The sequence below is a fragment of the Marinobacter sp. genome, from assembly GCF_048259445.1.
Lineage (GTDB): Bacteria > Pseudomonadota > Gammaproteobacteria > Pseudomonadales > Oleiphilaceae > Marinobacter.
This window is the reverse complement of sequence record NZ_JBLXHQ010000005.1, coordinates 139455-165974: the sequence shown is the minus strand read 5'-3', so window position 1 is coordinate 165974 and position 26520 is coordinate 139455. Positions and strand designations below refer to the sequence as shown.

Below are 26520 nucleotides of genomic sequence, written 5' to 3'. Positions count from 1 at the left end.
TCGTAACCATAAGGACTCTTCCCATGAAAAAGCATTCCCTGCTGGCGATTGCCATTGCGGCTTCACCGTTGCTGGCTCAGGCGGAGATCACAACCGCAACCTTATATCCTTCCCATGCGGAGCTCACCTGGGAGGAAAGCGAGCAGGTGAGTTCCGGTGCAGGAGCTCTGGAGATTGAGGGTTTACCGGTCAGCCTTCTTGATCAGAGTTTGCAGGTTATGCTTGAAGGTGTGCCGGGATCGCAGATTATGCAGGTTCAGGTCAGTCGGGTTGAGCAGGCAGAATTCGTGGCCGGAGAAACTCGACGGATCCGCGATGAGCTGGCTGCGGTTACCTTGCGGATTCAGGAACAGGAGGATTCGATCCGGTCGTGGAATCAGCAGGTTACGCTTATGAGCAAAGCAGCTGAGTCTCCGCACGAGCTGTCGGCTTCAGAGCTTAATGACATGGCTGCCGCGTTGAAGAATACAACACAGAGTGCGTTGTCTGAAATACGGGCGATTCGTTCAGAAATGACTGATGACATTGCCTTGAAAGACCAATTGGTCCGCGAGCTTTCCCAGATTAAACAGGGTGCAAGGGCAACCAAAAAGGTAGTGGTCAGCTATCTGGTGCCCAAAAATGGCGAGCTGCAGGTGAAGCTGAGATTTCAAACGCCGGAAGCCAGTTGGCGGAGCGAATACACTGCCCGCCTGAAAACGGAGCGTGAAGGTGAGGCGGGTGGTGAAATGACACTTGAACATCTCGCCGTTGTGCAACAGGCGACCGGAACCGATTGGCAGGGTGTTGAACTGCATCTTGCGACCGCAAACGCCCGTCGGGGAATCGCGATGCCACCTCTTTATTCATGGGTTGTCAGCCCTGAACCTCCTGAGGTTTATCGCTCGAAGTCATTAGCGCCTATGGCCGATATGCAGGCGGAGATGGTCATGGGTAGCAGCGCGGCGGTTGTGGAGCGTCAGAGCACCTTTACTCAAAGCTATCGGCTGCAACAACCGGTTGATATTTCCAGTGGTAATTCTGGGCAGCGGCTAATAGTTGCAGAACACCGGATTCCGGTTAAGGTTTCGACCTGGACGGCGCCTGTCATAAATCCCACTGGGTATTTGCATGCGACGGGCACTTTTCAGTCTGATGCTCCTATACCTGCAGGCCGGTTAACATTATACCGGGATGGGCAAAGCGTGGGTGAAAGCCAGCTTCCGGAGCTGACAGACGGTGAGAAGCTCACGCTCGGATTCGGGGTAGATGAGGGTATCCGGGTTGCGGTGGTGAACGAGCTTGAACGCACCGGAGAGGAAGGCATGTGGAAAAGCGAGAATGTTCAGCGCCGGCAAAACCGGTTTGAGATCACGAACCACCATTCGAAACCTGTGCAGGTTCGGATTTTTGACCGGCTTCCGGTGTCGCAGAAGGACATTCTTACCGTTAAGCCGCTGGAGATCAGTGAGCCAGTAGAGCGGGATGTTGATGACAAAAAGGGCATTCTGGCCTGGAATCGAGAAGTGCCCGCCGGTCAGGCTGTGAATGTGAAATCCGGGTTTGAGATTCGGGTTCCCGAGGGAACCGCGCTGCCAAGCCTGTAATTACTGAAACACCTACTTTGGATAGCCGGTGATATCCCGGATTTTCTGGTAAAGCGGCTGAAGTTGCGGGTACATACGAAGGTAGACTTCGGAGTAGAGCCTTTCGTATAGCTCCCGCGCTTCAGGGTTGGGCTCGAACACATCGCCAACGCGGGTCATAGCCGCCACGGCGGTTTCGAAATCCGGATGCAGGCCCAGGCCAACGGCGGCATCAATCGCGGCACCCAGCCCCGAGGTCTCATAGGTGTGAGGGCGCTCGGCGGGCAAGCCGAATACGTCGGCGGTCAACTGCATGGCCGCATCGCTCTGGGAGCCGCCGCCTGCAACCCGAAGCTTGCGGATTTTAATGCCGCTGCGCTTTTCGATCTTTTCTTTACCCTCGCGCAGTGCGTAAGCCAGGCCTTCGAGAATGGCCCGGTAGATATGCGAGCGAGTGTGAACATCGCCGAAACCGATGATGGAGCCTTTGGCTTCCGGCCCGGGTTGGCGCACACCCGGCGACCAGTAAGGTTGCAGCATCAGGCCCATGGAGCCCGCCGGTACAGCCTGAACCAGTTCATCAAACAGCTCTTCCGGCTCAATACCCCGTTGTTCGGCAATTTCCCGCTCTCGTAAACCGAATTCCCGCTTGAACCAGCTCACCATCCAGAAACCCCGGTAAATCATCACTTCTGTGGAGTAGTGTCCGGGCAAGGCTGAAGGATAGGGTGGCATCAAACGTACCGGTTCCACATAGCGCTTGTTGGTGGCGTTGATAGTGGCGGTGGTGCCATAGCTCATACAGCCTATGTCAGGCGTCAGACCGCCGGAACCGAGTATTTCGCAGGCTTTGTCAGAGGCGGCCGCGATCACCGGCAGGCGTTCCGGAAGACCAAGGTGGCTGGCGGCCTCCGGGGTGAGATGGCCCAGAGTGGTGCCAGGACTGACCAGTTCCGGCAGCATGGATTTTTTTACCGGCATGGTTTGCCATTTGAAATCCCGCGAGGCGGCCCAGCGGTGCTTTTTATAATCAAAGGGCAGATAACCCACCTGGCTGCCGGTCGAGTCCCGGAACTCACCGGTTAAACGGTAATTCAGGTAGCCCGACAGCAGAACATAGTGTCGGGTTTTGTCCCAGATCTCTGGCTGGTTCTGGGCAATCCAGGTGGCCTGGGTGTTCTCCCGAAAGCGGTTGATGGTGTCTTCGAGCCGCGCCAGTTTGAATAGCCAGCCCCAGGGACCTTTGACCGGGCCATCAACGCGCGCGTGCCGTTGATCCAGCCATATAATTGCCGGGCGCAGCGGTTCGCCGTTCTCGTCGAGGTTGATTACTGTGCCGCGCTGAGTGGTCAGGGTAACGCCCGCAACTCTTTCTGGCTTGACGTCTGTAGATTCCCAGAGCTGATCGCAGGCCTTGCCGAGGTTGTCCCAGAAATATTCCGGTTGCTGTTCCGCCCAGCCCGGCTGCTCTGAAAAATACGGCTGTATTTCCTGCCTGCCTTTGGCAACAAGATTGCCTTGAGTATCGAAAAGCAGGGCGCGTATGCTTTGGGTGCCGTTATCAATGGCGAGAATGAGTGGGTTAGACGGCATGCGTCGGCTCCGAACGACCCGGAAGAGAATAGGCTTCGCGCCACAGAGCAAGATACCGGGTCTCTTCGGCTTGCCAGTGTTCATCATTCCAGTTGAGTATGTTCTGGCAGTGTTGCCGAACTAACGGAAGCAGTGCTGCACCACCTTCGGGGGCTATGAGCCCAAGCCGGGTGCGGCGTAGCATCAGATCATCGAGGTGTTTTACGTCTTCGTGCTTGCAGGCCCAAACAACTTCGGCCCACAGTAATTCACCCGGAACAGTGCCAGAAGCGGCATCATCGCTCACCGGTACCATGGGCCCGGCCTGCAGAACGGAGTGAAGATCCGAACCGTAAAAGCCCGTAAGCCGCTGCCAGTTCTGGTGGCTTATGTTTGCGGGGCGTCGTGAGGCGATCGCTGATTTGAAAACCGGATCCTTCTCCGGTCTCAGGCGTTCTGCACCTCCAAGCCCTCTGGCAAGTGCCTCCCTTGCTATCAGCCGGAAGGTTGTGAGTTTTCCGCCTGCGATGGTGATCAATCCTTTATCTTCTCGAAACTCATGCTCACGGCTTTCTTTCGACGGAGCCTTGGGGCCGGCGGTACTTTTTGCCCCGGTGACGACGGGACGAACGCCTGCCCAGGTGGAAAGAATGTCACCTCGGGATACCGCTGCTCCGGGAAACAGACTGTTGGAAACTCGTAACAGGTAGCCAATTTCTTCCTCCGCAATTCGCGGCTCTTTATCAAGGCTTTCTGTGTGATCCAGATCTGTGGTCCCGAGCACGGTTGTGCCAGCCCAGGGGAATGCGAAAACCGGGCGTTTATCATCCGGGTGGAAGAGGGAAACCGAGCAGGAAACCGGGAGCTTATGCCAGGGAAGAACCAGATGACTGCCGCGCAATGGCCGTATGGTCATCGGTTTTTCATCGCTGTCGGGCTGTTGAAGCTGGTCAGCCCAAACGCCGGTGGCGTTGATGATCAGCGGCGTAGTAACCGTGAATGTCGCGGTATCGCCTTCGGCTTTCAGTTCAAGCCCGCTGACCTGGCCGTCCTTTCGCAGAACCTTCTGTGCTTTAACGTAATTGAGACACCAGGCCCCGTCCTGACGGGCTTCAGTGATAACACGCTGCACCAGACGGGCGTCATCGGTTACTGCATCCGTGAATCCGCTGGCGCCGGTCAGTTTTTCGGTGTTCAGCCCGGGTATCCATTGCATGGTCTGGCCGGGCGTCAGGAACTGGCGCGAATGGGTGCGGGATATCCGGTCGTAAATTCTGAGCAATATCTGAAACAGTCGTGGGCCAGGGAACTGACGCTGAAAATGCGGCATCATAAAGCGTAAAGGTTCTATCAGCCCCGGTGCCTCGGCCATCAGGCGTTGGCGTTCGGTCACCGCGTCCCGGGTCAGTCGGTACTGGCCGCTGCCGAGGTAGCGCAGGCCGCCGTGTACCATCTTCGATGACCGGCTGGAGGTTCCCCAGGCGAAATCTCTCTGTTCAACCAGCAGGGTTTTGAGGCCGCTGCCAGCAGCTTCTCGGGCGATACCTGCACCGGTTATTCCGCCACCAACCACAACAACGTCGAATGTATGTGTGCTGCTTTGAAGCTCATTGAGCAATGTGTCCCGATGCTTCATCGCACTCACTCCACGAGGGTTTTCGGGTTGAGAATACCGTCCGGATCAAAGGTCTGGCACAGAGATCGAATGGCCAGCATTCCCAGCTCACCTTTTTCAACCGGCAGGAAGGGTGCGTGATCTTTGCCGACACCGTGCTGGTGACTGATGGTGCCGCGGTTGCGCACGATCAGTTCCGAGGTTGTGTTTTTCAGGTGTTTCCAGCGCGCAAGTGTCTCGTCATAGGTGTCTGCAACACGGAAAACATAGGTGGTGTATATGCTGCAGCCCTGAGCGTAAAAATGGGAGAGATGGGTAAATACGTGGGTGCGTTCGCTGTTGCTCGGTTCACGGGATTGAAGTCCTTTGCGCAGGCTGTCTTCTATCAAACCAAGCAGGTTATCAACGTTGTCCCAGTCAGTTGCTGTTTCCAGGGTGTCTACGGCATAGCCCATCTGCCAGAGCGCCTCCCGGAGATAGGGCATGGTGAAGCGTTTTTCAGCCCATTTCTTACCCAGCCGGGTGCCGGTATAAACACCTTTGTATTCGGAGCAAATACGCTTTGCTTCCTGTTTGGCACTGGCGCATTGTCGTGCACTACCGGTCAGCCCGAAGGTCATCATGCACTTGCCTTCATCGGCGCCGCGCACGGAAAGTACTTTTTCCAGCATGCCGATAAGGTGCGGGTGTCCCGCCAGCGCCAGCTGGGTTTCAGTCTCAATGGCGTTACTGAGCCGCAGCATCGAAAGCGGAGTGCGGTTCTGTACAAGTTTTCTGCAGGCAGTGCGAGCCCGGTCCCAGTCCGGGAAGAAGACCACGTGAAAGCTTTCCTGCTCCGGCAAGCGGCTGACCCGGACTTTTACTTCGGTAATAAAGCCAATGCGTCCTTCAGAGCCCAGAATCATTTCGCGAATGTCCGGGCCGGCGCTTGAGGCCGGTATGGTGGGCAGATCCAGAGTGCCTTTGAGCGTTTCAACCCGGCCACCGGCAAATAATTGCTCGATTCGACCGTAACGCAGAGACTGTTGCCCGCTTGAGCGGGAGGCCACCCAGCCCCCGATGGTGGAGAGTTCGAAGGATTGGGGGAAGTGCCCGAGCGTGTATCCGTGAGCCCGCAATTGGGACTCCACAAGTGGCCCCGGTGTGCCTGCTCCGAAGGTCGCTATCTGGCTTTCCCGGTCGAGGTCGATGAGGCGGTTCATACCTCCCATATCCACCGTAAGTACAGGCTTGTCGCCTGCAAGCGGGTTAATGTGACCGGCAACGCTGGTGCCACCACCGTATGGGATGAGCTCAATGTTGCTGGCTTTGGCATACTGGAGCAGCTTCTGTATATCGAGGCTGCTTTCGGGGAGGGCTACGCCGTCCGGGAAAACGCCGAACTCCCCGCTGCGCATGGCCAGCCAATCCGGAAGGCTCTGGCCACGGGCATGGCGTACCCGGGCTTCGGGGCTGGTGTCGATCAGCGCATCAACGCTGGCATCTGCCGGCAGGCGTGTCTCCGGAACTCTTGTAAGGACAGATTCGAGGGAGGCGTCACTCAGAGGCGTGCCGGAATCGATACGGTTTGCGAGAAAGCTTCGCCCCTGTATCGGAAGCTCCAGATTGAACTGCTCATCGCCCCAGCCATTCCAACGTCGCATCAAGGTTCACTCCCGTTATCAATTGAATGGACGCTAGTCTATCGGCTTATCCGGTGCTTACACTGTCCCATAACGACATTAAGTGTGTCATTTGCCGACATGGCGACGTGCGCATGGGCAATTTTCCGTTAGCCATTGGTGCGCAGACGTTCCCGGAGTTGTTCCAGGCGCTTGCGTATTTCTTCCCGGCGCTCTTCCTCGTTTGCGGGCGGCGTTGTCGACCGCACGGATCGATTGCTGATATCGGGCACCCGGGTTTGCTGTTCAGGTTGTTCCTGGATGTTGTCGGCGTCTGACGAAAAGGTCATTCCGGTGCGATTGTCAGGCTCCGGAAAATACAGATTTTCCAGCTTGCCGGCGCGGTCGAGAATCACGCGGTTCGGATGAACGGAGCGGAGCCTTGCGTTGCCTGGTAGCTCGTCGCCCACAAGGAATACTTCGGTTTTGCTTTTGTCGTCCTCGATCAGGGCGCTGCCGGGGAAGTCGCCGTCGGCTGCGAGAACGCCCCGAAGAAAAATTCGCAGGTTTGTCTCCGGAAGATCCTCTGTATCTTCTGGCTCTTCAGCTCCGGTGGCCTGAACGCTGCCGAAAAAATCCAGGGAGGCGAGCGGCACGGATGGAACGCCGGGTTTTTTTGGGACGGGTTTTGCAGCGAGGTTGCCGCTCGGGCCGTCTTGCCGGCTCTCGGTCTGCCAGAAGCTATAGCCTTGCCAGGAGGTAAGCGCAACCATGGTAACCCCGGCTATCAAAGCCAGAATGAGGGGAATCCTTCGATTGATTGAAAGCATTTATAGTCCTGAATTCAAGTTCGCCAGCCGCCCACGCGCCTTCGAAAGGCCCACAGGTTATCAGACTGACACCTTTTATTGGCAGTATAGTGTATAGAGTTATTCAGCGGGCCTATGTCCTGTGATAGCCTTCCCATGATTGCCTGACAAGAACGAGGATAACCTTGACCACAGAAACCGAACTTCAGCCGCAGGATGCTCCGCTGGGTCGCCTCCCTTTTACCTTTGCGAAGCGCAACGGCGTTATTCTGACCCGCTCGGAAGAGGGCAGCCCGGTTATTCTGGTCAGGCCGGGCGCTCCCCATTCTGCATTGGCCGAAGCCAATAGAATAAGCGGTGGGCGTGCCCGGTTTACAACGATTGATCCCGGCTACTTTGATCAGGCGCTGAATGCGGCCTATCAGAACGACTCTGCCGAAGCCATGCAAATGGTTGAAGGCATTGGCGATGATATGGATCTGGCTTCGCTCGCCGATTCCGTTCCGGAAACTGAGGATCTGCTTGAGCAGGAAGACGATGCGCCGATTATCCGGCTGATCAACGCGATTCTGACCGAAGCGGTAAAAAACAGTGCCTCGGATGTGCACATCGAAACCTATGAGAAACACCTGGTTGTGCGGTTCCGCGTTGATGGTGTGTTACGGGAAGTTGTGCAGCCCAAACGGGCGCTGGCACCACTGCTGGTCTCACGGATCAAGGTTATGGCGAAGCTGGATATTGCCGAAAAGCGGGTGCCTCAGGATGGCAGGATCGCGCTGAGGGTCGCCGGCCGCGAGGTGGATATCCGGGTCTCGACCATGCCGTCTTCCGGTGGAGAACGGGTTGTATTGCGCTTGCTGGACAAACAGGCGGGAGCCATACGCCTCGAATCGCTGGGTATGGCAGCCGACGATCTTAAAATCCTGCGTCGCCTCATACACAGGCCCTATGGCATATTGCTGGTCACCGGCCCTACCGGCTCAGGTAAGTCCACAACTCTGTATGCCGCGCTGCAAGAGATAAACGACCGTAGCCGAAACATTCTTACGGTTGAGGATCCTATCGAATACAACCTGCCGGGCATTGGCCAGACTCAGGTAAACCCCAAGGTTGAGATGACGTTTGCGCGGGGGTTGCGGGCGATTTTGCGGCAGGATCCGGATGTGGTGATGATTGGTGAAATCCGGGATCTGGAGACCGCTGAAATCGCTGTTCAGGCCAGTCTCACCGGCCACCTTGTGTTATCCACTTTGCACACCAATACTGCGGTGGGTGCGATCACGCGCCTTATGGATATGGGTATTGAACCCTTCCTGATTTCGTCAAGCCTTGTGGGTATTGTGGCCCAGCGCCTTGTTCGGGTGCTGTGCAAGGATTGTCGTGAGCCATACACGCCCACGGAAGAGCACTGTGAATTCCTGCAGCAGGATTTTGCCAACCCGCCAACTGTTTATCGGGCGAAAGGATGTGAGCATTGTAATCAGCTTGGTTACCGCGGGCGTATTGGTATCTACGAGGTGGTTGAAGTAACTGAGGAGATCAGTGCGTTGATTCACAAGCGCGCAGGTGAACTGGATCTGGAAAAAGTTGCCCGGCTGAAGGGCCCAAGCATTCATTCAGACGGTGTCCGAAAGATACTGGATGGTGTCACTACGCTGGAAGAGGTGCTCCGCGTAACGCACCGGGGCCAGTAAGCTATGGCTGCCTATGAATACAAGGCCCTGGATGCACGGGGCAAACAGAAACAGGGTGTGCTAGAGGCAGATGCGCCTCGCGCCGTGCGCCAGCAACTCCGGGAGAAAGGTCTCACGCCACTGGAGGTTGAGCCGGCATCCCAGAAGCCGAGTCGCAGTAACCCTCTCAGTGGTCGGGGCTCTATCACTGCAGCCGACCTTGCTCTGGTTACGCGTCAGCTGGCAACACTGATCCAGTCGGGTATTCCCATTGAGCAGGCGCTTTCAGCAACCGCCAGGCAATCCGCCAGGCCACGCACTCGCAGTATGTTGATTGCCATTCGGGCAAAGGTTATGGAAGGCTACACGCTGGCCGACAGCCTCGGCGAATTTCCCAAAGCCTTTCCTCGGCTCTACCGTTCAACCGTCGCGGCAGGTGAACATGCCGGGCACCTGGATCTGGTTCTGAATCGGTTAGCTGATTACACAGAGAGTCGACAGGAATCGCGTCAGAAAATCCAGCTGGCAGCGATCTATCCTATTATTCTGAGTTTTGTCGCGATCGGCATTGTGGTGTTTCTGCTGACCTATGTTGTTCCAGATATTATTGAAGTTTTCGTGAAGCAGGGGCAGGAGCTTCCCGGGCTGACCGTAGCCATGCTGACGATGTCGGAGTTCCTTTCAAGTTACGGCCTCTATCTGTTTATCCTGTTGGCAGGATGCTTCGTGGCGTTCCGTTTTTTGCTTACGAAGCCCGCTTTCCGTATGCGCTTCCACAAACGGCTGCTACATCTACCTTTGTTTGCCGGAATGGTCCGTGGCGTCAATACGGCCCGTTACGCCAGCACCCTGAGCATTCTGACGACCAGTGGTGTTCCTCTGGTCGATGCCATGAGAATTGCAGGCGAGGTGCTTTCCAATGACTATCTGCGTCAGGAGCTGAGAGACGCAGCGCGGAAGGTCAGTGAAGGTGGCTCTTTGCACCGGGCACTGGACCAGTCCGGTTACTTTCCGCCGATGATGCTGACTATGATCGCGAGTGGTGAGGCCAGTGGGGAACTGGACAGCATGCTGGAACGTACTGCAAATATGCAGGAAAACACGCTGCAATCAAAAATAGCTGCCATTGTCGGGCTTTTTGAGCCCATGATGCTGCTGGTAATGGGTGTTGTGGTGCTGGTTATCGTGATGGCCATCATGCTGCCCATACTCAACATGAGCAATCTGGTCGGCTGAAAATTTTGGCCGTTAAAAACAGACAGTATTTTGTAACAAAAGCTTTTCAAGCCAACTTTCCAAGCCAACGATGAGTGACACAATGACGATGAAAAAACTGAATACGCCTGAGTCCAACCGGGGTTTTACACTTATTGAAATCATGGTCGTGATGGTTATTCTCGGCCTGCTTGTGGCTGTTGTGGCGCCGAATATTATGGGCCGAAGCGATCAAGCGAAAATAACCGTGGCGGAAACCCAGTTGACAAACATTTCCAAAGCGCTGGATCTATACCGGTTAGATAACAGCCATTATCCCTCTACACAGCAGGGCCTGGATGCTCTGGCCTCACGCCCCAGCGGTAGCCCCGAGCCAAAGAACTGGAACCCTGACGGCTACATGAAAAGCGTGCCGCAAGACCCCTGGGGCAGCGAGTTCCAGTACGTGAGCCCGGGCAGGGAAGGCCCTTACGATCTCTACTCCAAGGGAGCTGATGGTCAGGATGGTGGTGATGGCGACGCTGCTGACATCAGCCTCTGGGATATCGGCGGCTGATTGGTGATTCGCGAAAGATCAGGAAACAACAGCAGCGGGTTCACGCTGATTGAGATACTGGTTGTCCTGGTTCTAATGGGGCTGCTCGCGGCTCTGGCGGTGTTTAGCATGGGTGGTAACTCCCAACAGCGGGAGCTGCAGAATGAGGTACGGGAACTGTATTTGCTCATGCAGACAGCATCGGATCAGGCGGTACTGAACAATCTGGAGTATGGGCTGCTGCTAGAGGAAAATGGGTATCGCTTTGTGGCATTTCAGGAAGAGACAGGCGACTGGAAAGGATCCGGTGAGCATATATTCCGGGCCAGAATCTTTCCGGAATGGTTGGTAACAACCCGTTTTATTGAAAGTGATGCTCCCCGCCTTGCTTCGGCTGAAGATAAGTTGCGGCCGGATGTCGTGTTTTTCTCAAGTGGAGAAACGACGCCTTTTGAGCTGGAGTTCACGATCGGGAGTGATACGGATTATATGCAGGTCCTTGCTTCCGATGGAATCTCTCCCATCGAGTGGCGCCAGCCCGGCGATGAGGGAGAAGGCGGGTGAGGCCGGAACAGCCCTCAAACTTGGGGAAATCGGCAAGAGGCTTTACGCTCATTGAGGTGATGATCGCCTTGCTGGTGTTCGGACTGATTGCGACCGCCGCCGCGGAGGTTGGCAGCCAGTATATCTCCAGCTATGAGCGAATCCGCGATAAAACTCTCGCGAGCTGGGTTGCTGACAATCGCATCAATGAAATCCGGTTGGAAAAAAACCTGCCCGGGGTATCCGAGAACTCGAAAGACAAAGACTATGGCTCTTACCGTTGGCAGGTGACAACAAAGGTACTGGCCACCGCCGAGCCTAAAATGCGGCGCGTGGAAGTCAAAGTGGCCCGCTACCGGGATGATCGTTCAAAACCATACCCGGTGCATACGCTCTCCGCCTTTGTGGGTGAAAAATGAGAGGCCAGCGCGAGCGGGGCTTTACGCTTCTTGAAGTGCTGGTTGCGATCACCATCACGGCGGTTATTGGTATAGGCGTTTGGCAGGTGCTGAACGGCGTAATTCTCTCCCGTGACCGCGTTGATGAGCTTGCTGAGGATTTTGAAAACCTTCAGCGTGCAATGCTCCTTCTCGAGCGTGACATCACCCAGATAGTCAACCGGCCGGCCCGGGACCTCTACGGTGATTTCAAGCCTGCGTTGACCAGTCGTGAGGATGATTTTTCCCTGATGTTGACGCGGCAGGGTTGGCGTAATCCGCTGGGTATCCGGCGCAGCAGTCTGCAACGGGTTGGCTGGGAATTCACCGGCAGCGAGCTGCGGCGCCGATATTGGCCAACGCTGGACCAGGGCCAGGAGGATAACGGCCAGGATCTGTTGCTGCTCGAAGATATCACCGCCTTTGACCTGCGGTTCCTCAATGAGCAGAACAGTTGGGAGCCGGAGTGGCCTTCCGACGAGGCCATGGCAGCGCTGAGCCCCGGCAGTCGCCCGGATATACCACTTCCTCGTGGTATAGAGATTACTCTGGAGCACGAACTCTTTGGTGAGCTTGTTCGGACTTTTGTGTTGCCAGACTTTGATCCTGCGGGCGCGCAGGGACTGGTTAACCAACAGAATGAAGCCAGCAGCAACGAAAGCGATGAGGAAGATACGGGCGAACAGGGCAATGAGCAGGGCGCTGTTGAGGGCGCTGTCCAGGGTACAACAGGGCAGGGAGGCTAGGATTATGGTTGGCGCTTCCCATCGTTCATTACCGCATAATCAGCAGGGGGTTGCGCTGATTATGGTGCTACTCGCTATGGCATTGGTGGTTATGCTGGCCTCTGGCATGACGCAGCAGCAAAGTATAAGAGTGTTCAAGGCCGGGCATTATCTGGCGCAACAGCAGGGGCAAAGCATTGCCCTTGGTGCAGAAGCCTTTGCGCGCCAGATTCTGGTACGGGATTTTGAGGAAGATAAAGAAGACAGCGTGATGGTCGACAGCCTTGATGAGTTCTGGGCAATGAATGCGGCCATTTTACCTTTGGATGACAATGGCGTTGCGGAAGTTCAGATAGACGATCTGGGCGGGCGGATAAACCTCAATGATCTGGTTGCTGTTACGGGGCAGGTCGATCCGATAACCAAAGACCGCCTTGGTCGCTTGCTGATCGTTCTGGGGGTTACAGGCATTTCGGTGGATGCACTGGTGGACTGGGTTGACCCGGACGATCAGACGGTCAGTGCTTACGGTGCCGAAGACGGCCAGTATCTGATGGCAGAACCCGGGTTTCGTGCAGCCAATCAGCCCTTTGCAAGCGTATCTGAATTACGGCTGATCGAGGGCATGACCGAGGAAATATACGTGGCGATGCGACCTCACGTAGCCACTTTGCCGGTCAGAGGCCTGGGTATCAACGTAAACACCGCGACAGCGGAAGTGCTGATGTCATTACACGAAGAGCTGACGACAGCTCAGGCTGCGTCTATTCTTGAAAAGCGAGAGGAAGAGCGTTTCGAGAGCATTCAGGACTTTCTGGCGCTCCCTGAGTTTGCAGGCCTGGGCCTGAAGCCCGAACGGTTGGGGTTGCAAACCCGCTTTTTTGAAGTTGTTTCACGGATTACCTACGATAACCGTGTTGTAAGCATGGTGAGTACGGTTTTCCGCAATCAGGAAGGTAATGTCCGGACGGTTCACAGGGATACCGGGCAGAAGAATCGCATTACCAAAGAGCCCTATACCATCTCGGAAGGATAATCATGTCTTATCGCCTTTATGTGCGGCCATTGCCTCCCATTTTGGGTAACGGAGAAGACCCCGAAACCCGTTTGTATAACTGGGTGCTATACGATGCCGGTGGTGACGCCCAGGCACAGGGCAGTAGCGATCTCCGCAGCACAATCGAACAGACGCTCAGCCAGAACGGGCTTGAAGATGTGTTACTGGCAGGACTCATTCCGGGCGACGAGGCGCTGTTCTGCGTTGCGGATATCCCGGCAAAACAAAGCCGGTTCATCAATCAGGCGCTGCCTTACGCTGTTGAAGAGCAGATTGCACAAGACATTGACAGTGTTCACCTGGCGCTTGGCCTGCACACTCAGGAAGGCTTCCGGGTGGCTGCGATTGACCGTGGCAGAATGGCGCAATGGCTTGAGCTTTTCAGGGGTTGGTCACATACGAGGCTCGATGCCATATATCCAGACGCCGCCCTGCTTCCGGTGACAGAAGGTGGCTGGTCCATTTGCCTTGATGGCGAGTCTGCAATGATGGCAAGCGAGCGGGGCGAATGGCTGAGCATGCAGTCTGCCAATCTGGGCATGTTTGCACACACATTGGCCGCCCCCTCGTCAGAGGATGTTGTCGTTGACGTCCCCGTGGTGATTTACGGCACAGAAACGGAATTTGAAGAACAGCAGGCTTTGCTCGGGGAGCTGCTGGTTCCCGGCCGGCTCTCTGTGCGCCAGGAGTCGCTGGAGCTGATGCCGCTGGAGCTGCTGGCTCATGCTCATCACCATCACCTTTGTCGGCCGATAAATCTTTGTCAACGTGACTTCTCAGTCAAAGGCGGTAAGGCAAGCCCCTTCAAACCCTGGAAACCACTGATTGCGGTAGCTGCTTTGTGGTTTGTGGTGCAGGTAACGCTGGAGGCCGGAATGGGCTTCTATTACCAGAAACAGGCTGAGGAATTGCGCCAGCAAGCGATGTCGGTATACCGCGCCTCCTTTCCGGGTGACAGCAGAACTCATGCCGGCAACGTAAGGCGTGTAGTCGAAGGCCAATTGCGCATGGCGGGCACTGACGGCCCGGATGCCAGTTTTGTCACGTTGATGAAGTACACCGGCCAGCAGTACTCCAAGGTTGCGAACACAGGCTCGGTAACGTTCAACTCCATTAATTACAGCCAGTCTCGCGGGGAGTTGGTGGTTGATGTGCGTGCTGAAAGCTATGATCGACTGAGCGCGCTACGTAACGGCCTGGCTGGCCAGGGGCTCGATGCCAAGATTGGCTCCGTAGTAAACGAACCCAGCGGTGCCCGTGGCCGCCTTACGGTATCTGGAGGTTAGGATCATGTTGACGAAACTGAAAGAGCAGCCCTCGGTCGGCAAATTAATAGCTCAGTATGATCAGCTCCCACGGCGAGATCAGCAGGCACTTACGGTGTTGGCACTTGCTGTGTTTCTCGGGATTCTCTATTTTGCGGTCTGGAAGCCGGTAACAGGGTTTCACGATCGGGCGGCTGCGAGTAAAGAAAATGCCTCAGAACTTGTAGCCTGGATACAATCCAATGAGCCGGTTATCCGGCGCCTGGGAAGCAGTGGCACAGGGCAGGCTGCAACTTCAGCGGATGTTCCCGCCGATGGCCGGGCACTGATGGGTCTGGTAACTCGCTCTGCAAGGGAGTCCGGGCTTACTTTGCAGCGTTTTGAACCAAGTGGTGAGAGTGCCATCCGTGTGTGGCTGGAAACCGTTCCGTATTCGGAGGTTGCAGCCTGGCTTGAAATGCTCAATGGTAAGCACGGTGTAGTGATTGATCAGGCCGCGCTCGATCGTGCCGGTGAACCGGGCAGGGTGTCTGTGCGTTTAACATTGGCTATCTGAATACGAATAACTGGGTTCCGGGGTAGTCTCTCCGGACAGGGGCAGGAGAGAGAGCATGAGTAGCGACAGCGATAACAATAAAAAGCCGGAGCCGGTCATTGTCCGGTTGGACGTCAACGCCTTGAATGAAGCCAGATCGATTCTGTATGACGCATACCGGAACGAGCCAACCTTTCAGTTTCTGTTCAATCACCGAAAACCCGGTTATAAGCAGCGCGTACGGGCAACCATACGTGAGCTGGTTGATCTCTATTTTGAGTTGGAGCAGGAAGCAGTCGGCGTGATGGTCAATGATACATTGGTTGCCGTTGCGTTCATCGGCGACCCGGATTTGCGGCTGGACCTGGCAAGCCAGTTCAGTTGGAGAATCCGCATGGTGCTTACAGCCGGCTTTGCGTCTACCAGGCGTTACCTCGATTACCACGAAAAAATACGTGCAATGTTACCGCAGCCATTGGCCCATCAGTTGCCAATGATGGGCGTGAACCCGAAATATCAGAATCGCGGTTACGGTCGCGTTCTGCTCAAGGCGGTTCAGCGGCTCTGCGCCGAAAATCCGCGAGGAAGCGGGCTGGTACTGGATACCGGCAACAGCCGCTATCTGCCTTTTTATGAATCAGAAGGTTTTCGCAGCCTTGGGAAAATCCGCCTTGGTGGTTTTGAGGATCACATACTGTTCCGTGAAATCCATACCGAGGCCAAGGCTACGGCCAACCAAAACTAACGTTGTTCCAAACAACAGGAGACACTGTGTCTGACAGCCACGATTATGATCTGATTGTTATTGGTGCCGGTTCAGGCGGCGTGCGCCTGGCGCGTATGTCGGCCGGGCGCGGTGCCCGGGTAGCGGTAGTAGAATCCCGCTATCTTGGTGGTACTTGCGTGAACGTTGGCTGTGTGCCCAAAAAACTGTTTGTCTATGGGGCCCATGTCCATGATGAGCTGGAAGACGCAGCAGGTTACGGCTGGAACGTTCCAATGGACGGTGTCAGCTTTGACTGGCCCACACTGGTCGCCAATAAAAATACCGAAATTGAGAGGTTGAACGGCATTTACGCACGCCTGCTTGAGAACGCCGGTGTTACGGTGATTGATGGTACTGCATCCATAAAAGACCCGAACACGGTCGTTGTGGGGGAAAAGGAATACACTGCATCCCACATCACGGTGGCGACAGGGGGTTGGCCGGTGATTCCGGATATTCCGGGTAAGGAATGTATCCTCACATCGAATGAAATGTTCTATCTGCCACAACTGCCGAGGCAGGCGGTCGTCTGGGGTGGTGGTTACATTGCGGTGGAATTCGCCGGCATTCTGGCAGGCCTCGGGGTTGAAACTACGCTGCTTTACAGGGGCGATCTGTTCCTTCGCGGCTTTGATAACGATATTCGCCGCTTCACCGAGCAGGAAATGCGTAAAAAAGGTATTCGGCTTGAGTTCGGCGTGACCATTGAGTCCGTAGAAGCCGAGAACTCCCATTACCGGGTCAAACTCAGTAACGGAAACGTTATGGAGACAGGGCTTGTTATGGCAGCCACGGGCAGACGGGCGTTGGTAGATGGCCTGGGCCTGACCGAACTGGGTATTGAACTCAATGCCTCCGGCCATGTAGTGGTAGACGAACATTTCCAGACCTCAGTACCCTCGGTAACGGCACTCGGTGATGTCATCGGTACACCGCAGCTGACACCGGTAGCACTGGCGCAGGCAATGGTACTTTCCCGCAGGTTGTTCGGGGATGGTGAGGGTGAGATGGACTATACCGCGATTCCGACGGCTGTTTTCTGCCAGCCGAATATTGGCACCGTCGGGCTGACCGAAGAAGAAGCGAGGGAAGCCGGGCACACCCTGAGAATCTACCGCTCAGAGTTCCGGCCCATGAAGTATGTTCTCAGCGGTCGTGATGAACGCTGCCTGATGAAACTTGTGGTCGATGACGAAACTGACAAGGTTCTTGGGGCGCATATGGTCGGTCCAGATGCTGGTGAAATTACCCAGGGGCTTGCCGTGGCCATCAAGGCAGGTGCAACCAAGGCTCAGTTCGATTCCACTATGGGCATACACCCGACATCGGCAGAAGAATTCGTCACCATGCGGGAACCTGCTTCCTGATCAGAACAGGAGCCCATGGATGGGCTCAGCTTTCAATCAACTCTCCATCAATGCTTTATCAGCCTTCTAGCAGCTGGACCCAGCGTACCAAAACCTCCCTCAGATTTTCTTTTCTTACGGGTTTCGATAAGTAGTCGTCCATGCCACTTTTAAGGCAGTTTTGTTGTGTCTCGGGCAGCACGTCGGCGGTGAGCGCGATAATAGGTGTTCTGCCCAGGCCGCTTGAAATTTCCCACTCACGAATATAGCGGGTTGTTTCGTAGCCATCCATCACCGGCATCTGGCAATCCATCAGAATTACGTCATAACCTTGATGGCTGTTACGGACTTTATTCAGGGCCTCTTCGCCGTTCGTAACGGTTTCCGTATTAAAGCCAAGACGGTTCAGCAATGCGGCTGCAACACGCTGGTTTACAGGGTTGTCTTCCACAACCAGAGCCTGCATTGAGAGAGGTAATTCGGCTTGCGCGGTGGTTTCATACACTATCGCGGTTTCAGCCAGAACCACAAGTTCCAGAGGCAACTCGAAGCGGAATGAAGAGCCTTTACCAGGGTCTGTTTCGACTTGTATATGCCCTCCCAAAAGCTCAACCAGACGCTGCACCAAAGACAATCCCATGCCGGCGCCACCAAAGGCTCTGGCGCTACCCGTATCCATTTGTTCAAACGAACTGAACATATCCGGCAGGCTGTCATGAGGTATACCGCTCCCTGAGTCGTTTACAGAGCAATTGAGAATAATGCAGCCATCCTCAACTCCAAAACAGCCAACCTGCACGTTAACAAAGCCCTCGCTTGTGAACCTGATAGCGTTATCGAGCAGGCACGCCAGAATCTGTCGAAGCCTTGGGGCATCCCCTTTTACTTGTGACGTTTCAGGCCAGTCGCCATAAAAATTGAGTGTCAGCGCCAAACCCTGTCCTTCAGCCACATGACGATAGGAAGCAACGCAATTTGTTATGAGGGCGCGCAGATCAAAAACCTTCTGTTCCAGGATAATCGCGCCCTTGTCCAGGCGAGAGTATTCAAGAATGTCGCTAATAACGGTAAGAAGGTCCTCAGTGGACTGACGGGCGGTTTGCAGATAATCCCGCTGCCTGGAAGTGAGCGTATCCTCCTGAGCGAGGTCGATCATACCCAGTACGCCGTTCAGCGGTGTACGCAATTCATGGCTCATGGTTGCCAGAAATTCCGACTTGGATTCGCTGGCGCTCTCTGCCTTTTCACGGGCCTGCTCGGAGGCGGCCAGTGTCTGCTCGCGTGATTCCTTCTGCGCGCTGAGATGCTCGGCCAGTTCATTGAGCTGTTGCTGTATGCCAATAACGTCTCTGGAGTTGCGCCTTGTTGTCACTTTGACTGTTCGATAGTCCCGTTCAATTAAACGGCTGATACGCCCGGAAACCTCGTGGATAGGCGATAGAATCGAATTCAGCGAACGTTTGATGATCAGGATAGTAAACAGCAACAACGAAAATCCGAGCGTTACGGATGTCCAGAGGATATCGCGGCGCCGTGCTTCCAGTGCAGCATCACTGACGCCAACCTGAACGGAACCGACTCGCAGTGCGCCCGATCCGTATCCGTACTCTGGCTCGAACCATTGAGTTTCCCTGTCCGTTCCAAACTCCAGGGGTTTCTGGAGAATCTCGGCCCGGTAAACCCTGAACTCACCCGGCAGTTCAAGCGCTTCAATATCGCTATGTGCTACCAGCCCAATCTGCTCTTCTGTTACGTCCATTACGCGAATCCAGTCTGCCTTGCTATGCCGGATCGACTGGGAGAGTATTTCTTGCAGCGCCAGTGTGTTACCTGAAACAACGGCGTACTCGAGAGAAGGTGCCAGGCTGTCTGCCATTAACTGATTGCTATCGGCCAGATCGCGACGTGCATCTTCCAGCCGCACCGAGGTAAAAAAACCGATCAGGGTTATAAACATCACAATGGCGGGCATTGCGCCCAGCAATAACAGCTTTCGGGACAGTGGGGTGCCGGCGGTTTTGTGCTTACTCATCGCCTTGGCCTCCCTTGTTTTCTATCTGCAATTCAACGGAATTAACGATTTGCTCCTTCGGTGCGAGAGGAATATTGAGCGATCTGGCAACCTGCTGGTTGATCTCGACCTTGAAAGCGGCAGGGTAACGCGGTTTCGGGAACTTCCCGGTTTCAAAGAATTCATGCAAATACTCTGCTGCCATCTCGGTCATTGCCGGGAAGGGCGCGTACCCGGATGCCAGGACGCCGGCTTTGACATAGGCCTGGCTTGGACCGATGACGACCTTGTTTCTGCGGTAAGCGGTCAACAGAACATGTTTTATGGTTCTGGGGTTATATATGGCGTTGTCTGGCGCAGCCAGCAAGAAATCGCCGTAGCTCAGGGCCCGTACAAGTGTCGGGATGAGCTGTTTGTCTTCTTCTACAATAAAGAGCTGGGCTTCAAGCCCGTATTCTGGAAGCTGATCGATGAGAGAGTCGTACAGTTCAGCGGAACTTGTGGTAGCAATCAATGCTATCCGGGTAGCTTGAGGAAGAATAGCTTTCCCGATCAATGCTTGTCGGAGCAGAGGGACGTCGTAATAGACTCCGGAAATCTGCCCCGGTGATCGGTTAGCGAACCCCTGGAGAAAATCCTTTGCTGCCAGCATCGCAAGCACCGGCGCTTTGCGATTAACCTGACGAACACGGGAAAACGCGCCGGGGCCGACCGTTATAATAGGAGCGTCTTCTATAATCGCCGCCTGCTCGTCTGTAACTGAAATCAGATTGCGCTGGTTCCGAAGGCTTTGCTGCAAGAGGCTTCTTATATGCTGATCCAGGGCAACGTTGCCCGAACCTGCAAGGTAAACAGGTGAACGACTCACATCATCGGTTTGCGCAGAAACAGAACTGACAAGCACTGCCGCTATTATCAGAGAGCGGAGTACTGTGGCGGTAGCCAGTTGCCAAAACAAAACGACGTTTTCTGTCATACCATCCCGGGCCCGAAGCATTCCCTGATTAAAGATCAGAAACGGATACCTGCTTCCAGGAAAAGTTGGTTCTGATCCTCGATATTATTATCAATACTCATATCCGGATCTGTGTTCATGTAATGCTGCACTGTAACAGCAAACTCCGCCGTGTACCGGGGCTGAAAGATCGATTTTGCCAACCGAAGATCGAGGCGCTCAAACCGGGACTCTTTGAGTTGATCTGCCCAGTAAAAGGCAGTGGAGCCTTTCAGGCCGAACGGCAAGTTCTGAATTAATGCGATACTGCCGGAATGCCTTGCCGAGAGGCGGCCCAGAAGGTCTACGCTGTACTGCTTTTCTTCCTCGTTGATACCGTCCGGACCGTTGTACCAGTCATCCTGATCAAGATAGCCGTAGCTCACCCTGAATGTTGTTCCGGGGTACTCCACGGCAGCTTCAACTTCAAAGCCTTTCTGATCGATATCTACGTTGTTATCGATCGTCCACTCTTCAAATCCGATGATGCCGCTTATCATGTCCCGCATTTTGTCCTTGAATACCCTGACTTCCAGAGAGATCTGACCTCGGTCCATAGGAAATTGCCCGAAATAACTGATCTCTCGGGAAATAATGTTCTCTTCCTCCAACGTTCCGGCACGGGTAGCAAGGGGGTTTTCTACCCGATAGCCCTCTAGAAAAGCATATTGCGCCGGCTCTACATCTCTCAATGTAAACCCGTAATCCGGATTCTGCTCAAAACTGTCAGGTGTGCGCACAGCTTTCGAATATACAAACCTTAGCGCGTGGTTGTTTCCAAGTGTGAAGTTTGCCGCAAGCCGGGGTGAGAAATAGCCCTCGTCCGTGGTTGTCGTACACTCCCAGTTACCGCCACCATTCAATGTGAGCCAGTCGATAGGGGTGTATTCCAGGTTGCCAAATACACGCGACTGATAGCTGTTTCCCCGCCCGTTGAAAAACGTCTCAGAACGATAAGTGTCTTTGCGGTAGCCCAAACCGGTAACGAGCTTCAGGTCCTCACTGAATAACAATGTATCCTGCAGCTCGAACTCCAGCCTGGAGTCTTCGGAGTCTGAGTTCACGTTGGCAGTTAATGGGGTGCCGCCTGGTTGAAAGCAGTTACTAGCATCGTCAAGTACATCGGCACCGTTGGCGAGGCAATTTACGACCGATTCGGGTACTTCTATTGGCCAGCGCTGCCTGCGATTGAAGTTTTCGAAATTCACCTGAACGTGGAAAAAATGGGTTTTCGATGTCGTGAAATTAAGCTGTGTCTGAAGGTAGAAGTCCCGGACGTCTATGTCCGGGTTGTCAGTAGCACCGAGTTCGCCACTTTTATCAATATCTTCTTCATTTATTCCATCAACGATACCGGCGCGAAAATCTGCATTAAAATTCGGGTTCACCTTCAGTCGGGAGTCATAGTTAAAAATGTTGATGTTATGGCCATCGTGAAAAGGTGTAGGCTCGTAGCCCTCATCAAGCTGGTAATCAAAGCCTCCGAATTTGCGCTTTTCGAAAGCTAACCGCCAGTCGTAGCTGTCGCTGACATCGCCAACGGAAGCAAAAGTGCGGATATAGTCTCTGGAACCTCCAACAACGCGAACCTCTGCGCCGGCTGTATCAGCAGGGTTGCGGGTAATAATGTTAATGGTGCCCAGAAAGGCGTTGATGCCATAGGCCGCGGAATTCGGGCCACGGCTTACTTCAATTCTTTCGATAAGCTCAAGCGGAACCGGCATGGTTTGCCAGTCCATATCTGACAGGGTAGCGCGGTGCGCCGTGCGCCCGTCGACAAGAACCTGCATTCGCCGTTGTTCATAATGTACAGTGCCATGATAGGTGGTGACCGGTGTGCTACTTCCAACGTCGCCCACAACCATTCCCGGAACAAGTCGGAATATCTCCACGAGGCTCATAATGCCGAGATCACGAATCATCGCGCCATCGATAACTGTGGTTGTTCCGGGCACCCTCGTTTTTGGTTGCCGCAGCCGGGTAGTCGTCAGTACTTCCGGTATCTCGTCGTTGAAACCGTAAAAACCAATCTGGTCAGCTTCATCGGACAACGGTTGAGCATCCGCCGTAATCGGGAACAACAACCCCATAAGCCCTGTCGCTGCGAACGTGAGGGCGCAGGGAGTGGAATGCCGTCGACTGTGATCTTTGAAATTCGTAACGGACATGGGTGTCGTTCTATAATTGCGGAATTGGAAGCGACAAAACAAATTTCTTATATTTTTCACTATCGTATTTGACTACACGCTGTTTGTCTCTCAAAAATGTCATGAATTATAAGGGTGGGAGTAAGCCTGATATGAATTGCTGGGAAATTCTTGGAATTGAGCCTACCCGCGACCGCCAGAGGGTTCAGGATGCATACGAAAACCAGCTTCGGTTTGCATCGGATGACGAAGCTGTGCAGCTCAAAGAAGCGTTTCGGCAAGCAGTTGACGAACCGGTTGACGAACCGGTTGAAGAGAAACCGGCCGCCCCGGCAGTAAGTTCGGAAAGCCGGGAGCTGGATGCATCGGAAAGCCAGGTTGTCCGTGAGGTTATGATTCAGGTCAAGGCGCTTTTGAATGACTCCGGCAGGACTTCGGATGCGGGTATATGGAAAGCAATTCTCTGCGAGCCGCCCGCTGATCAGTTGCCTCTGCGACGGGAGATAGGCCGGCAACTGGAGCCACAGCTTCGCCCTATGGCCGAAAACGGCAGCTTTCCTGCCCCGGTCGTGCGTTTCCTGGCGGAATGGTTTGACTGGCACAGCCTTCAGGATGCGGTTGCTCAGGAAGATGAGCGCAGCTATCCGGAGCCGGGGATGGCAGAGGAGGTTGCAGATTCAGAGCCTCCGCAGATGGTTAATTTCTGGCCGGCTGTTATCGGTTGGGTTATCGGCCTTGTCATACTCGCCATTCTCTTTGGCGGCATGAGTGGCGGCTAACGCCACCACCCAATCATTCTGCTTCTGATCCAGTTTGTGTTGATCTGGACTCTGCGATTTTGTCCCGGTATTTCTGGGCCAGAATAGCGCCGAGAATCACCTGAACCTGGTTGTAGCACATAATTGGCAGAACGATCATGCCAAACCCGGGGTGCCCGGAGAACAGCACTTTGGCCATGGGCAGCCCGGAAGCCAGGCTCTTTTTAGAGCCGCAGAATACAACCGCCGCTTCGTCTTCCAGGCTGAATCCGAACCTCCGCACCAGAAACCTCGCAAAGAACATAAACAATGCCAGCAGTCCGATGCACAGCAAGACTGTGAGAACAATCGCTTTTGCCGGCAGATTCTCCCATAGCCCGCTTTCTACCGAATGCGAAAAGGCCGAATACACGATCAGCCATATAACGCATTTATCGTAGCGCGCCATCAGGCTCTCATTGCGCGCCAGGAAGCCTCCCAGAACCGGCCTCATGGCATGGCCCACCGCAAACGGTAATAACAGCTGCAAAGTGATATCTTTCAGGGCTTCGCCCACCGCAAAGTCGCCGCTACCGGCGGAACTGACGAGCAAGAGAAGCAAGAAGGGTGTGAGCATCATGCCAAACACATTGGATGCCGCAGCGCTGCAGATAGCCGCAGGGACATTACCCCGCGCCATGGCGGTATAGGCAATGGATGAGGATACGGCGGAGGGGAGTACGCCCAGGTAAAGAAAACCAAGGCCCAGGTCTGCCGGCATCCACGACGGTGCAAAACTGCTCATGCCGTTAATGGGAAGTACAACCAGGGGGAAGAACACGAACGTGAGCAGGGTGATGAGAATGTGCAGTCGCCAGTGTGAAGCGCCGGCAACGATCTGCTCCCTCGAAAGTGCGGCACCATGAAAGAAGAAGAGCAGGGCGACAGCTACGGTTCCTGCACTGGCCAGAAAGTCCCCGGCAGAGCCTGTAGCGGGCAGAAATGAAGCCAGAACAATGGCGCCCAGCAGTAGAATGGTAAAGATGTCTGGTCTGAACTTCATGATCAGGAGTCTCTCTTCCGAAGCGCTTTAAGGCTGGGGGCAAGAAGATCCCGGGCAAGCTTTTCAGCTTTTACCGAATCCTGTCGGCGCACTGCGGCCAGAAGCAGTTCATGATCTTCCTGCGAAGGCTCGGGTAAGTCGGCATCGCTTTCCGTTCGCTCGATTGTCTGCGTGATGGCGTGGGAGAAGTAATCGTAAAGTTCTGCCAGTGCCGAGTTATGGGATGCAGCCACCAATGCATGGTGAAAGGCCTCGTCGTGGCGAATACGGGCTGCGAGGTCGGCATCGGCTTTGCCTCTGGCATCCAGTGCCATGGTCATGGTGCGGAGATCCTGATCTGTACGTCGCTGCGCAGCGAGCTTTGATGCTTCGGTTTCCAGCATAATCCGGACCTCCAGTTGGTCCGTCAGCTGGGTGCGGGCGATGCGTTTGAGTGTTTCCCCAGCATCCCGGGTTGCTCGTACATAGGTGCCATCTCCCTGTCGGGTTTCCAGCATCCCCACGTGGGCCAGTACTCGTACAGCCTCGCGAACGGTGTTTCTGCTTACTCCCAGGGCTTCCGAAAGCTCCGACTCAACAGGCAGCTTGCCGCCAACAGGCCACTGTTCTGTTTCGATGGCGTGCCGCAGGCTTTCTATAGCCGTTTCCACCAACGAGCCTTTCTGGATTCTTTTCAACATGGACCTATCATCCGTTTATATGATCATCCAATCATCCTATGTATTTGCACGCTATGCAACTTCTGAAGCTCAAGCCGGGTATTACCCGGCCGGGTCAAGCAGTTGATAGTCTGCAGTGTCGACGTGGCGCGTGGAAAAACGGTAGGAAAAGGTGAAGCCAGGCCAGTTCAGGGTATTTTTACCATTGGCGTCCAGGTACCAGGAGTTGCAACCAGAGCTCCACACACTGCCTTCAAGTCCCTCTTGAACGACATTGGAATAGCGTTTCAAGCGGTCTTTCCGGACGTCCATCGCGGCACCGGGGTACTTTTGTAAAACGTTCAGGCAACCAAGTACGTATCTGAACTGGGATTCCAGCATGTACAGGATCGAGTTATGTGCCAGGTTGGTATTGGGCCCGTAAAGCATAAACAGGTTCGGGAAGCCGGAAACGGTAATCCCTTTGAAGGCAACAGCGCCATCTCGCCAGGCTTCGTTCAGCGTTACGCCCCCGCGCCCGGTTACACGAATCGGAGACAGGAATTCTGAAGCACGAAAGCCGGTGCCAAATATGATGGCGTCAACGGGGTAATGTTTGCCGGATTGTGTCTGAACGCCAGTGCGGTCAATTTTTTCGATCGGATCAGTGACAAGGTCCAGGTTGGGCCGGTTAATCGCCGGATACCAGTCATTGGAAATCAGAATTCGTTTACAGCCAATCTGATAATCCGGAATGATGTGCTTGAGCTTTTCCGTATTCGTGACGTGCTTTCGGGCTTCTCTTCTGGCTTGCCGCGCAAAGATATTGAGCAGGCGGCTGAAACCGGTGAATGCCAGGCCCCGGCTCTCGTTCTTCCAGTAGATCAGATAGCGGTATAGCCTGTCCCAGGCGGGAATGGTTTTGAACAGGGTTTGTTCCCAACGTTTGAAGGCGCGGTCTGGTTTTGGCAGAACCCATGCGGCCGAACGCTGGAACAGGGCAAGGGATTTAACCTTGCCCGCAATTTCGGGCACGAACTGAATTGCGCTCGCTCCAGTGCCGATAACCGCAACGCGTTTGTTCCTGAGATCGTAATCATGGTTCCAGCGAGCTGAGTGAAAACAGGCGCCTTCGAAATCGTCCATGCCCTCGATATCGGGCCATGCAGGCTGGTTAAGTTGGCCCGTAGCGGTGATGACCACTTGCGCTTCAAGCGTTTCTCCGCTGGCAAGTCTCAGTGTCCACAGATTACGGGCGTCGTCGAATATCGCTTCAGCCACTTCGCAGTCAAAGCGGATCTGCTCCCCGAGGCCGTACTTTTCAACGCAGTGTTCCATATAGCTCAGGAGCTCATGCTGAAGCCCGAATTTGCGAGACCAATCGTGTTTTGGTTCGAAAGAGTAGGAGTAAAAATGCGATTGCACATCGCAGGCTGCACCGGGGTAGGTGTTGTCGCGCCAGGTACCACCAACGCGGTTGTCTTTTTCCAGCAATGTGACCTGTTCAAAGCCGGCTTCTTTCAGTTGAATCGCCATGCCCAGGCCACCAAATCCTGTTCCGATAATAATGATTGAGGGCTGCGTACTGCTGTTTTGCTGAGTCATACCTGATGGTCCAACCTTTTATTATAATAATGACGACTTGTTCATTGTACGTATCCCGCGCAATCC

23 protein-coding genes are annotated in these 26520 nt (G+C 54.6%); 13 read left to right on the top strand and 10 right to left on the bottom strand.

Annotated features, from left to right (window positions below; translation table 11 throughout):
• The first annotated feature begins 23 nt into the window (after positions 1-23).
• Entirely contained in the window at positions 24-1586 is a 1563-nt protein-coding gene (locus tag ACN0RL_RS05945) for a DUF4139 domain-containing protein (RefSeq protein ID WP_417514682.1), read from the top strand.
• A gap of 12 nt (positions 1587-1598) precedes the next feature.
• On the opposite strand, the gene ACN0RL_RS05940 is transcribed toward ACN0RL_RS05945, so the two are convergent.
• The 4 genes from ACN0RL_RS05940 to ACN0RL_RS05925 all read right to left on the bottom strand — a co-directional run bounded on the left by ACN0RL_RS05940 (position 1599) and on the right by ACN0RL_RS05925 (position 7183).
• Positions 1599-3158: an FGGY-family carbohydrate kinase gene (locus ACN0RL_RS05940; RefSeq protein ID WP_417514680.1), complete on the bottom strand. Its 1560-nt coding sequence runs from the start codon at positions 3156-3158 to the stop codon at positions 1599-1601.
• Positions 3148-4773: a glycerol-3-phosphate dehydrogenase/oxidase gene (locus ACN0RL_RS05935; RefSeq protein ID WP_417514678.1), complete on the bottom strand. Its 1626-nt coding sequence runs from the start codon at positions 4771-4773 to the stop codon at positions 3148-3150. The genes ACN0RL_RS05940 and ACN0RL_RS05935 overlap by 11 nt, the downstream gene beginning before the upstream one ends.
• A gap of 5 nt (positions 4774-4778) precedes the next feature.
• The gene (locus ACN0RL_RS05930) at positions 4779-6395 is read right to left on the bottom strand and encodes an FAD-binding oxidoreductase (protein WP_417514676.1); all 1617 of its coding nucleotides are present in this window, start codon (positions 6393-6395) and stop codon (positions 4779-4781) included.
• Between the two features lie 128 nt (positions 6396-6523).
• Positions 6524-7183 (bottom strand): type II secretion system protein N, encoded by a 660-nt coding sequence (locus ACN0RL_RS05925; protein WP_417514675.1) that lies wholly within the window; start codon positions 7181-7183, stop codon positions 6524-6526.
• Positions 7184-7347: 164 nt separating this feature from the next.
• Between ACN0RL_RS05925 and gspE the strand changes: the two genes are divergently transcribed.
• The 11 genes from gspE to gorA all read left to right on the top strand — a co-directional run bounded on the left by gspE (position 7348) and on the right by gorA (position 17280).
• The gene (gene gspE / locus ACN0RL_RS05920) at positions 7348-8856 is read left to right on the top strand and encodes a type II secretion system ATPase GspE (RefSeq protein ID WP_417514673.1); all 1509 of its coding nucleotides are present in this window, start codon (positions 7348-7350) and stop codon (positions 8854-8856) included.
• 3 nt (positions 8857-8859) lie between these two features.
• Complete coding sequence (gspF, locus tag ACN0RL_RS05915) at positions 8860-10071, top strand: type II secretion system inner membrane protein GspF (RefSeq protein WP_417514671.1); 1212 nt, start codon at positions 8860-8862, stop codon at positions 10069-10071.
• An 82-nt stretch (positions 10072-10153) separates the two neighbouring features.
• The gene (gene gspG, locus ACN0RL_RS05910) at positions 10154-10606 is read left to right on the top strand and encodes a type II secretion system major pseudopilin GspG (protein WP_417514669.1); all 453 of its coding nucleotides are present in this window, start codon (positions 10154-10156) and stop codon (positions 10604-10606) included.
• 3 nt (positions 10607-10609) lie between these two features.
• On the top strand, positions 10610-11149 hold the full coding sequence (gene gspH, locus ACN0RL_RS05905; RefSeq protein WP_417514667.1) for a type II secretion system minor pseudopilin GspH: 540 nt from the start codon (positions 10610-10612) through the stop codon (positions 11147-11149).
• Positions 11146-11547, top strand: coding sequence for a type II secretion system minor pseudopilin GspI (gspI, locus tag ACN0RL_RS05900; RefSeq protein ID WP_417514665.1), 402 nt, complete (start codon positions 11146-11148; stop codon positions 11545-11547). The genes gspH and gspI overlap by 4 nt, the downstream gene beginning before the upstream one ends.
• On the top strand, positions 11544-12311 hold the full coding sequence (gene gspJ / locus ACN0RL_RS05895; protein WP_417514663.1) for a type II secretion system minor pseudopilin GspJ: 768 nt from the start codon (positions 11544-11546) through the stop codon (positions 12309-12311). Before gspI ends, gspJ begins: the two co-directional genes overlap by 4 nt.
• Positions 12312-12315: 4 nt before the next feature.
• Positions 12316-13326, top strand: coding sequence for a type II secretion system minor pseudopilin GspK (gene gspK / locus ACN0RL_RS05890; protein WP_417514661.1), 1011 nt, complete (start codon positions 12316-12318; stop codon positions 13324-13326).
• A 2-nt stretch (positions 13327-13328) separates the two neighbouring features.
• Positions 13329-14633, top strand: coding sequence for a type II secretion system protein GspL (gspL, locus tag ACN0RL_RS05885; RefSeq protein ID WP_417514659.1), 1305 nt, complete (start codon positions 13329-13331; stop codon positions 14631-14633).
• 4 nt (positions 14634-14637) lie between these two features.
• On the top strand, positions 14638-15168 hold the full coding sequence (gspM, locus tag ACN0RL_RS05880) for a type II secretion system protein GspM (RefSeq protein ID WP_417514657.1): 531 nt from the start codon (positions 14638-14640) through the stop codon (positions 15166-15168).
• 55 nt (positions 15169-15223) lie between these two features.
• Positions 15224-15892, top strand: a complete 669-nt coding sequence (locus ACN0RL_RS05875; protein ID WP_417514655.1) for a GNAT family N-acetyltransferase — start codon at positions 15224-15226, stop codon at positions 15890-15892.
• A 26-nt stretch (positions 15893-15918) separates the two neighbouring features.
• Entirely contained in the window at positions 15919-17280 is a 1362-nt protein-coding gene (gene gorA, locus ACN0RL_RS05870) for a glutathione-disulfide reductase (protein WP_417514653.1), read from the top strand.
• A gap of 58 nt (positions 17281-17338) precedes the next feature.
• On the opposite strand, the gene ACN0RL_RS05865 is transcribed toward gorA, so the two are convergent.
• From ACN0RL_RS05865 to ACN0RL_RS05855, 3 genes are read right to left on the bottom strand one after another with little or no spacing between them, the layout of a single operon-like run.
• A complete protein-coding gene (locus tag ACN0RL_RS05865) occupies positions 17339-19291 on the bottom strand; it encodes a response regulator (RefSeq protein ID WP_417514651.1) in 1953 nt (650 codons plus the stop codon).
• Complete coding sequence (locus tag ACN0RL_RS05860) at positions 19284-20246, bottom strand: ABC transporter substrate-binding protein (RefSeq protein ID WP_417514649.1); 963 nt, start codon at positions 20244-20246, stop codon at positions 19284-19286. Before ACN0RL_RS05860 ends, ACN0RL_RS05865 begins: the two co-directional genes overlap by 8 nt.
• A 35-nt stretch (positions 20247-20281) precedes the next feature.
• The gene (locus tag ACN0RL_RS05855; protein ID WP_417514647.1) at positions 20282-22432 is read right to left on the bottom strand and encodes a TonB-dependent receptor plug domain-containing protein; all 2151 of its coding nucleotides are present in this window, start codon (positions 22430-22432) and stop codon (positions 20282-20284) included.
• Positions 22433-22563: 131 nt separating this feature from the next.
• On the opposite strand from ACN0RL_RS05855, the gene ACN0RL_RS05850 reads away from it, so the two are divergent.
• Positions 22564-23190 (top strand): J domain-containing protein, encoded by a 627-nt coding sequence (locus tag ACN0RL_RS05850; protein WP_417514645.1) that lies wholly within the window; start codon positions 22564-22566, stop codon positions 23188-23190.
• A 13-nt stretch (positions 23191-23203) separates the two neighbouring features.
• Here the strand turns inward: ACN0RL_RS05850 and ACN0RL_RS05845 are convergent, their stop codons facing one another.
• From ACN0RL_RS05845 to ACN0RL_RS05835, 3 genes are all read right to left on the bottom strand, one after another.
• On the bottom strand, positions 23204-24211 hold the full coding sequence (locus tag ACN0RL_RS05845) for a bile acid:sodium symporter family protein (protein WP_417514643.1): 1008 nt from the start codon (positions 24209-24211) through the stop codon (positions 23204-23206).
• A gap of 2 nt (positions 24212-24213) precedes the next feature.
• Positions 24214-24891 carry a FadR/GntR family transcriptional regulator gene (locus ACN0RL_RS05840; protein WP_417514641.1) on the bottom strand — a complete coding sequence of 226 codons (678 nt, stop codon included), beginning with the start codon at positions 24889-24891 and terminating at the stop codon, positions 24214-24216.
• 81 nt (positions 24892-24972) lie between these two features.
• Positions 24973-26454, bottom strand: a complete 1482-nt coding sequence (locus ACN0RL_RS05835; protein ID WP_417514639.1) for a flavin-containing monooxygenase — start codon at positions 26452-26454, stop codon at positions 24973-24975.
• Positions 26455-26520: the final 66 nt, after the last annotated feature.